Genomic DNA, 16,949 nt, shown 5'->3' on the forward strand with positions numbered 1-16,949 from the left:
AGCACTCGTGGCAGCAGAGTTAGCACTAGCAACAGCACTACTGTCATTAGCAGCTTGGTTAGAAGCTGAACTTGCAATTGCAGCGTGGGAACTAGCGGCACTAGCGGCAGCTGATGCAGCATCACTGGCAGCCTTGGCAGCAGCAGCAGCAGAACTGGCAATTGATGCAGCTGATGATGCGGCACTACTATCACCACTTTGGGCAGCACTACTTGCGGCAGCAGCAGCACTATTTGCGGCTTTATTAGCATTAGATGCAGCATTATTAGCAGAACTGGCAGTGCTTGCATCACCAGAAGCAGCAGTCGCAGCACTCGATGCGATCGATGCTTGGGAACTTGCATCGTTTGCAGCTGAGTTGGCAGCGGAAGCAGCAGAATTAGCGGCAGCAGCTGCTGAACTAATTACCGTATTGCTTGGGTTTGCAGAGGCAGCGGCATTTGCCGAAGCAGCAGCAGCACTTGCTGACTTAGCAGCTGAATTTGCAGAAGTAGCAGAATTACCTGCAGCACTGGCATCGGAAGCAGCACCACTCGCAGCACCACTGGCGTTGGCATTATTACCTGAAGCACCAGATGCAGCGATCGAAGCAGCTTCTGAATCAGCACCGGCCTTAGCAGAAACAATTGAAAGGATAGCACCGGAAGCGGCACTTTCATCGGTAACGGCTTGACTAGCGGCAGTACTTGCAACCTTAGTTAAGCTAGTCGTTGCAGCAGCAGCACTAGATGCACTATCGGCTTGTTGACTTGCAACAGTAGCAATAGATACTGCAATTGATGTGTAGCTAGATCCATCAGCATTCTTCCCAGTCATGTAGGCAACACTAGCTTGCGTATTAGCGCTAGCAATCGCACTGATAGCACTGGAAATTGCAGAACTAGCAGTCGTGATTACAGCAATTTGTGAAGTAACCGCAGTCGATGCACTTCCAGCAATACTCTTTTGCGTAGCAGCATCGTAGTTGTAACCGTTAATTGCGCTAACGGCACTGGATGCGACAGATGATGCACTAATGAAGACGGAGTCACTAGAATTACTGTTGAAGTAGGAGTTGATCGAACCAGCGATGACATTAGCTGATTGAACGTCCCCACTCACTACGCTAGCAGCTGAACTAGCAGTACTGTAAGCAGAACTTGCTGAAGCACTATTAGCATTGGCATTTGAAGCATCGGTTGAAGTAGCAACAGCTGCGGAACTAGCTTCAGATGAAGCTCCACTTCCGGCAGTATTACCACTCGTTGCAGCACTGGCAGCACTGTTAGCAGCACTGGCAGCACTGTTGAATGAACTAACTTGAATTGCAATGCTTTGAACATCATCAGCAGCCTTAGAAGCAGCCACACTGGCTACGGAAGTGTAACTAGCGATGGAAGCTGAATTAGCAACCATTGATTGTGCATACGTGGAAGCATTGGATGCTTCAACACCAGCTTGTTTAGCATAACTGTCCCCAGCGGTATTGCTACCAGCAATGTAAGCTGAATTAGCAGCAGCGATGTTGTTAGCAACTGCACTAGATGCAGCTGCAATGGATGCACTAAGACTTTCATCAGTTGCTTTAACACTCGTTGCAGCAGAGGCGGCGCTAGATGCAATTGCCTTTTGACTTTGCGCATCAGCATTGTAACTAGCAATGGCAGTATTAGCCGAGTTAGCAGCACTAGCAGCACTAGTGATCAATGGGTTAACATTATTGCTTTGCGCCAAACTAGCGAGACTGTTGTTAACACTATTAACACTAGAAGCACTGTCATTAGCAGTAGTTGCATAACTAGATGCAAGGGCTGCATATGAGTTAGCAGCTGAAACATTGGCACTGTCACCTGCAGTTACACTAGCGGCAACTGAACTAGCTGAAGTAGCGGTACTAGAACCATTGTTGGCAGCGCTAGCAGCATTAGATGCGGTACTATCAGCACTGGATAATGATACTTCCACAATTGATGCAGAATTTTCAGCATCAACCGCAATGGAAGCAGCTTTAGATGCAGCTGTAGATGCTGAAGCAGCAATGCTAGATTGAGATTGCGCATCGGTTTGGTAAGCAACTAGACTAGCAGCAGCACTGGATGCTTGAACATTAAAGATCGATCCAGCAACTGTGTTTCCTTCACCATAAGCAGCGTTAGCTTGACTAGCCAATGCACTAACGGTAGTTACACCATTAGAAACGGCAACACTATCAGAACTTGCTTGGTTAGCAGCAGCTCTGGCGGAACTTGCAGCATTTGAAGCAACTACATTGGCACTGGAAGCCGTAGTGTTGTAACTAGCAATTTGACTAGCAAGTGAAGCAGCAACGGTATTGGCACTGCTTACTACGGCATTGCTTGGGTTAGCAGAAGCTAAACTAGCAATCGCAGCAGATTGTGATACAGCCGTACTATTGTAACCACTGGTTACGATCGCAGCGGAACTAGCGATCTTAGCAGATGATTCTGCCCCACTAGCATCGGCATTAGCAGCATTAGCGTCAATTGCAACTGCTGATGATACGCTAGCAGCGGCACTGTTAGCTTGTGATGCACTGCCTGATCCAGCAGTGGAACCTGATGCGGCTGAACTAGCAGCACTATTCGCACTGGATGCGGTGCTAGATGCAGAAGATGCAGTACTGTTAGCACTAGATGCGGTACTGTTAGCAGAACTAGCATCACTTGCGTATGAGTCAGCAGCCTTCTTCGCAGCAGCGGCAGCGCTAGCGGCAGCTGATGCAGCATTCGCAGCAGAACTAGCAATCGATGCCTCTGTTGATGCAGTACTACTATCACCCTTTTGAGCAGCAGAGGAAGCAGCAGAAGCGGCAGAAGCAGCAGTCGAATTAGCAGCTGATCCAGCAGCGGCAGCAGAATTAGCACTACCACTTTGTACGATTGCATTCGAGGAATCAGAAGCAGCCTGCGTATTAGCAGAACTAGCAACCGCAGCAGCGGAAGCAGCCGAGGAGGCCGCGGCAGCAGCACTCGATGCTAACGATTGAATTACAGGGTTGTCCTTGTTGGAACTGGCGGTTGCTGAAGCAGCACTGGCACTATCAGCAGCCGTTTTGGCAGTTGCTGATGCACTCGCTGCATTGTTGGATGCTGAAGTAGCGTTATTACTTGCAACACTGGCATCGCTTTGTACCGCAGCGCTATCACTTTGGGCGCTACCATTGTAAATGGATGCTTGGCTAGAAGAAATTGCCGCAGCGCTTGCGTAACTAACAGCAGCACTAGCGTTTTCAGCACTTTGGTAAGCAGCAGAAGCAGCGCTGTTCAAGCCAGAAGCAACAACAGCTTCGGAACTAGCGGAACTAGCAGCACTGACCGCAGCAGGCGTAATTGAAGCAGCAACTGAACTAGCAGCATTCGCATCAGCAGCATTTTGCGCAGCGGAGGCTGCCGCAGCTGATGCATTGGAGTTCAATGAATTAGCTTGGGCGTAGTTTCCAGCTGATGTTGCAGCAGCAGCAGCGGAAGCGTTGGCACTCGCAATACTTGCGTTGATGCTGGCCATCGTGCTGGCACTATTAGCAACAGAAGCAGCGGAACTAACTGCACTGTAAGCGGAACTAGCGGTTGCAGAGTAACTATCTGCAGCAGTCTTGGCACTGGTCAAACCAGAACTAGCACTGTTGAAGACTGAATTAGCAGCACTAATTGCAGAATTGCTTGCGTTAGCGGAATTACTTACGATTGCACTCATGGCAGAGCTCATACCATTCGTGTTGTTGGAGTAGCTAGTAACGGCAGCATCAGCGGATGAAGCAACTGAATTAGCACTCGATGCAACCTTGGCGTTCGCATTCGCACCGGATGCGGCACTACTTGCAATGCTACTTGCGGATGAAGCTGCACTACTTGCACTGGAAGTAGCAGAAGATGTGCCTGATCCAGCATTGGATGCAGCGGATGAAGCGCCAGATGCAGCGGAGGTCATTGAAACAATGACACTAGATGCACTAGCTAAGTCGTTCTTAGCATTTGAAGCAGCAATTGCAGCCGTAGATGCCCAACTAGACACATTACTTGCAGCACTTGTTGCAACAGCGGCGGCTGAGCTAGCAGTACTTGCAAAACCAACTGCTTGGCTAGTAAATCCACTAGCTAAGCTAATTTGACCACTGGTGTAAGCGCTGGCAGCTTGAGCATAGTAATTATTAGCATTAGCCACGGCATTATAAGCAGTGGAACTAGCAGAAGCAATCAAAGCAACTTGTGAAGTCCCTGCAGCAGAAGCAGCAGATGCAATACTATTTTGCAATGATGCATCGGCATTAAAGCCATTTATAGCATTAACGGCACTGGCGGCTACTGAAGCAGCGCTCTTAAAGGTCGAATTGCTTGGATCATTGTTAAGGTATGCATTAACTGAGCTTGCAATTGAGTTGGCAGATATAACGTTTCCACTCATGACATTAACTACTGAACTTGTAACGATGTAAGCGGAGTTAATGACGCTATCGTTTGCAGCAGCAGTTGATCCTGCAACCACAATCGCAGCAGAAGCTGATGAAGCTTCACTACTTGCACTGGATGCGGTACTCCCCCCACTTTGAGCAGCGGAGTTTGCAGCACTGGCAGCACTAGCGGCACTATTAAATGCACTGATCTGAACGCCCATTTGTTGGACATCTTGAGCAGCCTTAGAAGCAGCCGTGCTGGCGATATTAGTGTAACTGAGGATGGCACTAGAATTATTGAGCATTGCTTGAGCAGCAGTGCTTGCAGTTGCAGCAGCACTACTTGCGGCAGCAGCAAAACTATCACCCGCACTGGTACTTCCAGCAAGGTAAGCAGAGTTAGCGGAAGATACGTTATTGGAAACAGCGATTGAAGCCGTGGAAATTGCGGCACTCAATGAACCGTCAGAATCATTGTGAATTGAGTTGGCAACGCTCGCAGCACTTTCAGCCAAGCTCTTTTGTGTTTGCGCATCAGAATTAAATCCTGAGATTGCAACACTAGCCGAACTAGCTAAAACAGCATAGCTAGCGATTGATGCATTCGAAGTATTGGCACTCACTAGGGCAGCAATACTGCTATTAACCGTGGTAACACTACCGTTATTGGAAGCAGCTAAACTAGCGGATGATGATGCATTCGATGCATATGAGTTCGCTAAACTAGCGTTAGTTCCGTTCGCAGCAGCCACGCTTCCGGCAACGGTGTTAGCGTTGCTAGCGGTACTATTGTTGTTACTACCGTTCGAGTTGGCACCAGATGCTTGACTAGCGGCTGAACTAGCAGCACTAGTAGCACTGGCAACAACGCTGGCAGCGGATGAAGCAACGGCTTGATCAGAGATGGCAGCCGATGCAGCACTCGAAGCCAAAACAGTCGCACTGGAGGCAGCAATCACGGCATTGGAAGCAGCCGTAGATAATGCGGCCATCCCAGAAGCAGTTGCAGATGCTTGGGAAGCAAAGATGGAACCGTTGGTAACGTCCCCATTCGTGTAGTAGCTATTGGCAACACTAACCAAACTGTTAACGTTACTTACGGCCACACTGGCAGCGGTCGAAGCAGCGATCGCACTAGCAACGGCACTGGATGCATTCGCATAGGCGCTGTTAGCAGCAGCGGATTGGTTGTTAGCGTCAGAAAGAGCGCCAGCTGCGGCAGCAGAAGCAGAGTTAACCAACTTAGCTTGTGCTTGCACGATCTGGTTTTGCCCGTTAGCAGAAGCTAAGCTATTGGCAGCAGTCGCGTTACTAGTAACTTGCGTATTGAAGTTACTTGTAGCTACGGCAGCAGAACTAGCTTCTGAAGCGTAGAACGATGCCGAGTTAGCGTATGATTTCGCGGTACTAGTGCTAATGCTAGTAGCGGAGTTCATGTTGCTTGCTTGACTGGAAGTTCCAGAGGTAGCACTTGAAGCCCCACTTCCGGCAGAAGCGTTGGAACTAGCGGCACTATTCGCACTGGATGCGGTGCTAGATGCAGAAGATGCGGTACTGTTAGCACTGGATGCGGTACTGTTGGCAGCACTAGCGTCACTTGCGTATGAGTCAGCAGACTTCTTCGCAGCAGCGGCAGCACTAGCGGCATTTGAGGCGTCGTTAGCAGCCGAACTGGCGATTGAACGCGCCGTACTTGCGGCCGAAGAATTACCAGATTGGGCAGCCGTGGATGCAGCACTAGCGGCGCTACTTGCAATACTGTTAGCCGTTGAGCCAGCATTGGCAGCTGAAGTAGCACTATTGCTTTGGACAATCGCATTCGATGAATCAGAAGCAGCCTGTTTATTAGCAGAACTAGCAACCGCAGCAGCTGAAGCAGCCGTTGAGGCAGCAGTGGAGGCGCTCGATGCTAACGATTGAATTGCAGCGTTACTCTTATTGGCATTCGCAGTTGATTGGGCAGCACTGGCACTCGCAGCAGCCGTACTTGCAGTCGTTGATGCACTCGCAGCATTGTTAGATGCCGAAGTAGCATTATTACTTGCCGCACTGGCATCGCTTTGGACCGCAGCACTATCGCTTTGTGCATTACTATTGTAACTGGATGCTTGACTTGCGTAACTAGATGCAGCACTGGCGTCACTAGTGGCGGAAGCAGCCGCTTGGGCATTGGAAATCGCCACGCTAACGGAAGTATTGTAGCCCGCTGCATCACTTTGGGCGGATTCTGCTTGAGAAGCAGCAACCGAAGCGGCTTGCGTTGCAGTAGCAGCATTGCCACTATCAGTTTGCGCAGCAGCAGCGGCAGACGAAGCAGCAGACGCATAACTAGATGCATTCGCAGTCAAAGAAGCCGCCTGCGTGTAATTTTGAGCACTATTAGCATCAATAGCTTGCGAAGCAGCTTGGTTCGCCAAACTAGCGTTAACACTGGCAGCAACACTGTCGTTGTTCGTCAAACTAGCCGCACTGCTGGCGATAATGTATTGCGAACTAGCGGTAGCAGCGTAAGAATCAGCACTGGACTTAATACTGCCTAAGGCTGAACTAGCAGCACTGTATTGCGAACTAGCGCTGCTTAACGCCGCATTACTGGATCCGCTGAATTGACTAACGATGTTACTCATTACCGTCCCCTGCTGGGTCGCGTTATTGGAGTAGCTGGTAACGACAGAATCAGCAGATGAGGCGTCCTTGTTGTATTGAGAGGCCTTCGATGCATCAGCATTGGCTCCATTCACAGCGGTAGAAGCAGCCGTGCTAGCAGAATTGGCGGAACTTTGCGCTGAATTGGCCGATGAAGTCCCACCACTAGCAGCGGCAGAGGCAGCGTTAGAAACGGAAACGTAGGCATTCGAAATTTCGGTATAACCATCTGCAGCTTGTGAACCATATGCAGCTGTAGAAGTTACCGCATATCCAGCCCCATGGGTCAACGACTCAATTGGATAGGTCGCAATCCCAAAACTGCCGAATAATGCATTAGCACTGCTTGCCTGCACATTGGCAGCTGAGACGTAGGCATTTCCACCCGTAATATCACCTTTAGCATATTCAGCAGATGCTGCTGCAGATAAACTTGAAACGGCAGTTGAGTATTGGGCAATCCCGCCAGCAATGGCATGCATTTGACTCCATAGCGAAGTAATATTTTGAGCTAAACTGTCAATCAAATAAACTTCAACCTGGGTTCCACCACTGGCAGTATTAACAGTTTGGAATCCATCGTTTACATGTGAATTAGCAGTGCTGAAGGTAGTATTATTAGGATCCTTCGCAAAGTAGGAGTGAACGTATGCAGTCTGTGAAGATCCAGTTGGATAAGCAGAAGCAACCGAACTATTGACACTGTGAATATAACTTTGATAAGAAGCAATTTCAGACATGAAAACGGAATTAGAACCAAAGGCCGAATTCATTACACTATTCATATTACTGAAGATTCCAGAAGCACTATTTGCGGCAGAATTACCGTTACTAGCGTTAGAAGCCGCACTTGAAAATGCGGATGAGGCACTATTAAAGGAATTCAATTGAGTGGCAATCCCACTAGCATCAGCTGCAGCCTTAGAAGCTGCTACACTAGCTGAATTAGTCAAATCTTGAATTGAGCTGGAATTATTCAACATTGTCTGCGCAACTGAACTAGCACTATTTACCGCAGATTTGGCGTTCGAAGCATTCGTATCACCACTGGAGACGTTCCCAGCTAGATAATAAGAATTGGCAGCTGAGTCGTATGAACTCACGGCCGCAGAATAGCTATTGACATTAGACAATAGAGACGCATCGGAGGCATGTAACGAACCAGCTGCACTAGCAGCACTGATGGCGATACTAGATTGAAGCCCAGCGTCACTATTGTAGCCACTGATGGCCACTTGAGCAGAATTAGCAGCGGAAGCGTAGGTAGATAGTGTTGAGTTTGCAGAATTGGAAGCAAAAACGCTTGCGATCGTACTATTCGCAGCAGAAACACTGGCGAAGTTACTGCTTGCTTGACTAGCATATGAAACCGCAATGCTGGCGTATAAACTAGCAAGACTGGCATTCGTCGAGTTAGCACTGTTAACACTGTTAGCAACTGAGCTAGCACTGTTGGCAGATGAAGTGTTCGTAGATGCATTGCTAGAAGCAGATGAAGCCGTCGAATTGGCAGCAGAAGCCGAATTAAAGGCGACTGAAATTACAGACAATGCTTGGTTGGCCTTGCCTTGATCAATGATGGCTTGACTAGCCGCAGCAGAAGCGGTATTTTGAGCCACTAAAGCCACTGATGACTGGTAACTAATGTCATTGGCTTGATCGGACATCGCAGCCGCAGCATTCGAAGCGTTAGTAGCAAAGGAATCCCCGAGGCTAACGTTTCCGGCAGCATAGGCACTGTTAGCAGAAACAACCGCATTCGAAACCTTGGCGTAGTTAGAAGCAGCAGCGGAAATGTCACGGTTAACTTGGTTTGAAGCCGCAACGGCGTCCCCAGCAGCAGAATTAGCAGTTGATGATTGGTTCACAGCATCAGCATACGCAAGCGAAGCAACCCCACTTTGGACAACTGCAACTGAATTGGCGCTAGAAATAACCGTATTGTAGGAGTTCGCAGATGCTAAGGATGCAATCTGCGTTGCAATGCTCCCTACTGAACTATTGAGTCCACTGGTGGCAACGGCAGCCGAGCGAGCGGCGGAAGCGTAACTATTGGCAGAACTAACGTATCCGCTGAGTGCGCTAGCGTCATTTGCAATGGAATTATTATAAGAGGAAGCAGAACTATTGATCGAATTTGCGCTGGCGGATCCGCTCGTAGCAGCACTACTGTTCCCAGCAGCCGCATTGGCTGTACTCTGGGCAGCACTATCAGCTGAACTAGCGATAGCTGAAGCATTCGAAGCATCATTAGAAGCGTTGCTAGCATCAGCGGCAGCACTGGATGCGGTCGATGCCGCTACACTAGCGATGCTGGCCTGAGTACTTGCAGCAGCAGCAGCTGAACTAGCGGCACTCCGCGCAGAACTAGCTGCGGAACTATTTCCACTATTTGCAGCTGAAGAAGCCGCAATCGCAGCTGAAGAAGCCGCAGTTGAAGCCGAACCGGCGCCAGCTGAAGCACTGGATGCAATGGCACTTTGCGAACTGGCCACTGAATTGGCACTATTAGCCCGACTAGCAGCAGAAGATGCTCTGCTAGCGGCGCTGCTGGCATCATTTGCTTCCGAAGTTGCCTGGGAAGCATACGAACTATACGCTGCGTTACTAGATTGAGCAGAAGCCGCACTAGCCATTGAACTAGCGATTGAACTGGCATCAGCAGCACTTTTAGCCGCAGTTGATGCGGCACTAGTAGCACCACTAGCCGCACTCGATGCCGCAGTCGAGGCAGAGTTGGCCATCGAACTGGAGCTCTGTGCATTTCCAGAGTAGCTTCCAGCAGTATTAAAGTAGCTCCCCGCAGCACTAGCATCACTGTCAGCCGCACTGGCGGAGGCGGCGCTGTTGGTAAGATCGGTGATTGAGGCACTTAAAGTGGCTGCATAATTAGCATCTGAAATGGCTTGGCTAGCATAGCCTTGGGCTGAACTAACAATACTGCTCATCGTAGAACCCATTTGAGTAACGTACTGTCCATAATTATTAGTATTCTTAGCTGCACTTGCTGTCAATGAGTTATATTTATTAACGTCTGAAGCATTTCCTGCTGATGCCGCAGATTGAGCTAATGAATAGTAAGAAGAAGCCATGGAAGTTACTTGACTAACAGCTTTACTATAGATATTGAAACCGCTCATAGCGATAGAAGCTTGTGAAACTGCAGTTAATGCATTGGATACTTGAGTTGCTTCATCATTGTTCAATGAATTAAGCTGGCTATTAATTGAATTGATTGCACTCTGCGCACTGATAATTACTGGATTTCCAGAATTAACGGAATTACTAGCGTAACTATTTACAATCGCAGCGCTACTGTTACCGGCAGCTGAATAGCTAGTTACCACACTGGAAGCCGATTGAGTGGTAGCGTAAGCGGATTGAACAATCCCATTTTGGACACTAGCCCCACTAAATGCCGTTGCAAATTGTGCTGAAAGATTATTAACACTAGTATTCGCAGAATTAGCAGAATTAGATCCACTATTATTCGCATTATTAACCGCACTCGATGCATTGTTGAAGGCGATATTAGCAGCACTGGCAGCTGAACTTGCGATCGAAGCATCAATTGATGCCCTAGTCGATGCACTGGATGCTAGCGAAGCATAGCTTTGGGCACTATTCTTAGCAACTGAAGCCGCATTGTCAGCACTCAGAGCCGCACTCGCACTACTTGCAACCTGGGCACTATATGATAAAGCAGCACTACTATCACCAGTTGAGTATGCATTACTTGCTAGGGATGCATTCGTAGAGGCTGCATTATACGCATTTCTGGCAGCAGTTGCGTAGCTAGCAGCAGAAGATGCTGCAGCACTCGCAGCTGAACTAGCGCTCGTTGCAGATGAACTAGCGCTAGTTGCATCATTGCTTGCAGAGGATGCAATAGCAGAAACACTCGCAATGGTCCCAGAGGCACTCGCAACGACCGCAGCGACGCTCGAAGTCGTAGAATCATTCGACGCATTGACTGGGTACAAACTAGCCATTGAGCTGACAGCACTACTTTGGGTGCTGATCGATTGAACATCGTTTGAAGCCATGCTTGAAGAAGCACTCGCCGCAGATGAATAACCCGACGCTTGCGAACTGTAACTATTTGCACTAGATGATTGAACAGAATTAGCATCACTAGCGTAACTTTGGGCTGATGAAACGTTTTTGGCCATATTGCTGACATCGGTAGCAACCGATGCAGCATTAGAAGCAGCGATAGAAAGGTTAGCTGATTCACTGACCATACTATCCCTGACGCTACTCAATTCGGTATTAAGTGACGAAAGTGAATCTCCAGCTACAGATAACGCATCGTATGCTCCTTCAGCGGCAGTTGCTGAATTTTGGGCAGAAGATAACGTAACAAACCCGGTAGAAAGAAATGATTGAGCAGCAGAACTTAAGTTAGCAGAAGCAGCACTGTAGGCAGAACTCCCATCATTATAAGCACCACTCGCGTTATCTAATGGAGTTGGGCTACTAGATTGTATTTCTAACCACTTATTCCTTGCAGCAGTTGCATAGCTACTTTGGGTTACAATTGCAGAACTTAGTGAAGCAACTAGTGAGGCATATGACGCTAAATTAGATTCAGCAGTTGATCCCTGATTAACGTAATTATTGATAAGGGCATTGTTCGGAGTGGAGATTTGCGCACTGGAAAGCGTATTGGCCGGAGCACTGGCAGTACTTGTAACTGAGTTAACACTCGCAATTGTACTTTGTGCATTCAGGTTCTGTGCAGACGCATTTTGCGAGACAAGCGGAATTAAGTTAGCAACACTTGTGTAAGTACTACCGGCGGAAGAAGCAAGACTCATTAACGCGTTTGCAGTCGCTTCATCGCTAGCTGGATTATAATTGAATTGGTCTAAACTACTAGCAAGACTAGCTAATGAATTTGCTGCATTAGCTGCCGAATTCGCAGCAGTAGAAGCAGTTGTTGCTGCTATTGCTGCTGAAGAAATTGCAGCATTAACACTGGTAATCGCAGCATCCATTGATGATTTTTGAGCTAGTGCAGCAGATGCATACGATTTAGCATTACTTAGGGCCGCTGAAGCACTGCCAAGATCGCCACTGCTTATCGCTGAAAGACTATTATAATATGACTGAGCAATGCTTGCTGTTGACATAGCCGAATCAGCATTTGAAAAGACCGCACTTGCTGCAGATGATAGCGCAGAAGAAGCTGATGTTGCAGAGCTTAATTGTGATGTGGCCACTGCTGAGGCCGAAGCAGCACTTGAAGTTTGGTCCGATACCGCTTTAGCAGCATCACTAATTGCACTAGTAATTGAATTCAAGGTAGCTTGATTACTACTATTCCCATTTTCACTAGCAACACTTGCTGCACTGCTTGCCTTAGCGCTAGCAGAAGCAGCAATGGATGAGGCGATACTATAGGTACTATTAGCAGCGCTAGTGTAGGATGAGGCACTGCTAACTTGATCAGCGGCTTGAGATTTAGCATTAATAGCAGATTGTGAGTTGGCTGAAGCAGTCGTAGAGGCAATAGAAGCCTGAGCAGCTACAGAATTAGCAGTCTGAACCCCTACACTAGCTTCAGAAATAATTGAATCCAGAACGATTGAATTGGAACTAGCAAGACCTGCATAATAGGATGCTGTAGAAACAGCCAGTGACAGTGGCGTATATCCAACATCAGCAGCAGCCAGTGCGGATGAAGTAACTGAAGAATCCGTAGTGGTGGTATTGGCAGTCCCGGATAAAATCGTTGAATATGAACTGGCTAATGTGATATAGGCTGCAGCGTTAATTGCGGTGGCAGCTTGAGCTGCTAATGATCTGGCCTGACTCATGTAAGCGATAGCATAGCTGGAATTGGTAGTAGCAGTAGCACTCGCAATCGCACCACTCGTAGATGGGTTCGAAGCTGCATTTCCAAAGAATTGTAGATTCCCATCTGAATAAGCACTGGCAGCAATTGATAAGTTTTTCACTGCAGTAGAATAATTATCTGCAATGGTCTGTTGAGCAGCAGAAATTACATTAGCTATAGAGGCCTGCTGACTCTTGTAATAATCCACAAATTGGAAACTAGAATATTGACTAGCGGCACTAATAGCTTTAGACAAAGCCAATGACGTAAATCCATATGCCGAACTAGCAAATGATGCTGCACTGCTTGCGACAGCTGCTTTACTACTTCCCGCGGGAACAAATAAACTTTGGTTAGAAGTAACCGCACTTTTAGCAGCATCATAGTATTTACCAGCAAGCGTATCAGGCTTTGAAGCGTACCCAAGTTTATACCCTAATTGATAATCAAGCGAATTATTATAAACGGCGTTATTAAAGTTAATGTCACTCTGCCCTTGGTTATAACCATTAGCATAATTCTGACCAGCAGTATAATCAGGATACAATGATGAACTACTGCTACTTTCATTACTGTTAGCAGCCTTTAAAGCTTTCCCATCGTCGTATGCCATTACGTTCAGGGTGGCTTCCTTGGTCGCTTTAACGGTGTTCAAATGCGCAGTAACATAGAGCTGGTAATTGTTATAAGCTGTATTCGCCGCACCCCTTGGACTATCACTAGGATCATTAGGATCAGTAGGAATTGTATAGCTCCAGTTTCCGTCTGCATCTGTTTTAGTAACGTAATTAACACCAGTATCGGCTGGATCATCGGATTTTTCAAAATCACTTCCCGCATAAAGAGCTGCAGTAGTAACGCCATTTGCATAATATGGAATCTTAATGTAAGACCCTGGGGTTGCCCATCCAGAAATGTATCCGGTTGTAGGATCATAATTAATCCCACCAAGTTGAACATCATTAACGTGGTCCATTTCGATATAAGTACTAAGGTCACCATTTCCCGCAATCGATGACATTGATCTATTAAAAGGACTTCCGTTCAAAACATAGTTAGCGGGATCAGTAGATGTCTGCCCAGTCGTAGGGTCAAAGTATTGAACCGTGACACCACTAGTACTACTGCTTTCGGTTAGAATAACCCCTTTATAAGGTCCATATTTATTATTATTAGACTGAGTTGTTGCATAGTTAGAATCAGCAAATGTAACCGCTTGCCCCTTAATGGTGACACTCCCGGTCATCATCACTGAACTAGTATTTTTATTAGAAACTAACTTAACTGTTTGAGGATCATTAATAACAACATTTCCTTGGGCGTTAATTAATGAAATTGCACCCTTACCATCAAAACTTTCAGTAAAAACTGACTTACTAGATAAATTCATGTTACTATTTCCAGAAATTAAAATTCCGGAAGTGCTAACCGTACTCATGTTTTTCCCGGTAATGTTCAATTGACCCTGGTTAGAAACGTTAATATTAGAAGCTCCGTTTAAGTAAATCAAACCAGAGTTATTTTGACCCCCGGCATTTGCGACTGGATATTGAGTTATATTAGAAGGAATGCTACCGTCTGCATTCACGTTTAACTGGGCCCCATTAACAACGTTAATGTTCCCACCATTAGCTGCATAAATTGCCATTGGTAGATAATATTTTTGATAACCAGCACCCGCTTGATACCAGTTCGCCTTCGTGTTAACTCTGGGGTTAACGTTTAAAACTGCCCCGGCATTAACGTTCACGTTCCCGGTCCCATATAAAACAATTCCAGCATTCGCATTATTTATTACATCATTTTCACCATCATAACCAGCAGGTGAAAGGGTAACGTTAGCCCCATGGTCGATAGTGGCATTCCCACCAGTTGAGATTTCCATAACATTTCCATCGTAAGTAGATCCATTAAATGTGACCCCTGGTAAAAATTCAACGGAAGCCACTTGGAAGTTTTGTTGGTTCGAACCACCAGTAGCATCAGCATTTCCCATTTGATACCCTTGGGCTGCTGCATAGGTTGGTCCTCCGCTTCCAGTTCCAGTTTGGCTTGGCGTGTAGTTTTGCCCCCCGTTAATGATGACGGTACTCTTGACTGGATTATCATTAACGTTAATTCCGCCGTTTTGCTGAGCAAACGTATCTGCAGTGTTATTCGGGTTCCCCAAATATAGATTCGTAGTCGTAGCGTATGCTAATTGGCTTCCGGTATAGGTAACATTATCATAGTACAGATTCTGACCACCGGTATAACGAGCAGTAATGGGTCCGTAGAAATCAATCCCATATGCCGTTAAGTTTTGCATAATCACATTGTTAGCGTTAGTAACATCATAAGAGGCACCTGCAAAGTCAATCGTGGACGTGGTTCCATTCATCTGCAATCCATTTACCGTGAAAGTTCCATTATGTGAATTACGAATATCGTCAGTAGTACTTGGATATTTACTCCACAAGTTAAAGTTTCCATCGACGTTAATGTGGGTAATGTTAGAATTTAACATTGCCGCATCAAACTGAGCAGCCGTTGTAACGTTAATGAACCCACTGGCCGTCCCTGCACTATTGGCATTTACAGAGGCCTGTGATGCCGTCGCACTGGTGGCATTGGAAACTATCGTAGCATAGCTGCTAACGGTCACCGTCCCAGCACTAAGGCTTGATAACGCATTACTATTGGCGGTGTAATAACCGTTAGTTGCTGATACAGCGGATGCAGCTGAACTATATAGACTCGTCATTGAAGAGGAATCTAAAGTGGCCCCATTTGCCGAAGCACTTGAAGCAGCCGATAACGCAGCCGATAAAGAATTTAACGTTGTTAATGTGTTTTGGGCAAACACACTTTGCAGCGTCAGTGTTGTAACATAAGCTGACAAGCTACTGTAGGCTGAACTAGCGGACAATGCCCCCTTACTAGCTGCTTGACTACTGGTATTGGTCGATGAATCGGCGTAACGAATCGACAGGATGTTCGCAGAATTTGCAACCGCAGAAGCTGAAGTTACTTGGCTACTTCCCTGTGAATATTGAGTCGCTACGTAATTAGCAGAAGCAATCGCTGCACTAACACTAGCGATGGCTGAAGTTAGGCTATTGGTATTAGTATCACCTAATCCATCATCAGCATCCCGATACAACAACTCCACGTTCGCCGCATCCGAAGCAGATAGCTTGTTAACATCTAACGTTGAAACAACGTTATTGGAATTAGCTACTACCGTTTGTAGATCGGATATTTGAGAAGATGTAACATAAGCACTATCACTTACGTTAGCAGCACTAACTGAGATCACGCTAGATTGAACTGCATTGTCTGAAGCAGTACTAGATTGATCAGTAGTCGAACTGCTATCTTGTGAAGAGCTATTCGAAGTCGATGAACTATCAGTACTCTTAGTTGTACTACTAGATACAGTCGCCTTAGCAGCTAATGAAAGCGCAGCACTAGATAGACTAGCATCTTTACTGATACTGTCACTAGAAGTAGAGTTAGAGCTGAGTGAACTAACACTGAGTGAACTAGCGTTATCGCCACTGGCACTACTTGCGCTTTGCTCATTTGAAGAACTGCTGTTATTAGCAGAACTAGAAGCATTATTATCGCTTGATGAACTAGCAGAAGTCGTACTGCTGGAATCCTTAGCAGCACTCGTATCAGTCGCGCTACTTGTTGAATTACTGTTTTGATTAGAAGCATTAGTTAGGCTTGAACTAACGTTATTTCCACTATTATTAGCAGTACTAGAGTCAGCACTACTTGAACTACTAGTCGTGCTAGAACTTACATTGGTGCTTGAGTCCGCATTATATTCATCACGATCCGCATTCGAACCGTCAGAAGTATAGTTAGCATCCCCAGTCGTGTCGGCATGAACCGTCTCGTTGGCGATGGCAGTTCCTCCACCAAGTACTGTTAACATTGATAAGGAAACAACAACCCATTGCTTCTTAACTTTTCTAAGTACTTTTTTATCATTTACTTTATTAAATTGATATTTGTTATAAAGCAAAGTAATTCCCCCTTATGTTTGGATATTACTATTGATACAATAATTAATCAATTGTC

Annotated in this window: 1 protein-coding gene (cut by a window edge); it reads right to left on the reverse strand. The window is 46.6% G+C overall.

What is annotated here, in order from left to right:
• On the reverse strand, positions 1 to 16,893 hold the 5' portion of the coding sequence (locus tag ACSYTJ_RS04055) for a beta strand repeat-containing protein (RefSeq protein WP_491719561.1). Its footprint begins 16,650 nt before the window's first position; the window shows 16,893 of its 33,543 coding nt (coding positions 1-16,893); it begins with the start codon at positions 16,891 to 16,893; the stop codon falls past the left edge of the window.
• Positions 16,894 to 16,949 lie beyond the last annotated feature (56 nt).

This window comes from Nicoliella sp. ESL1113 (assembly GCF_058509245.1).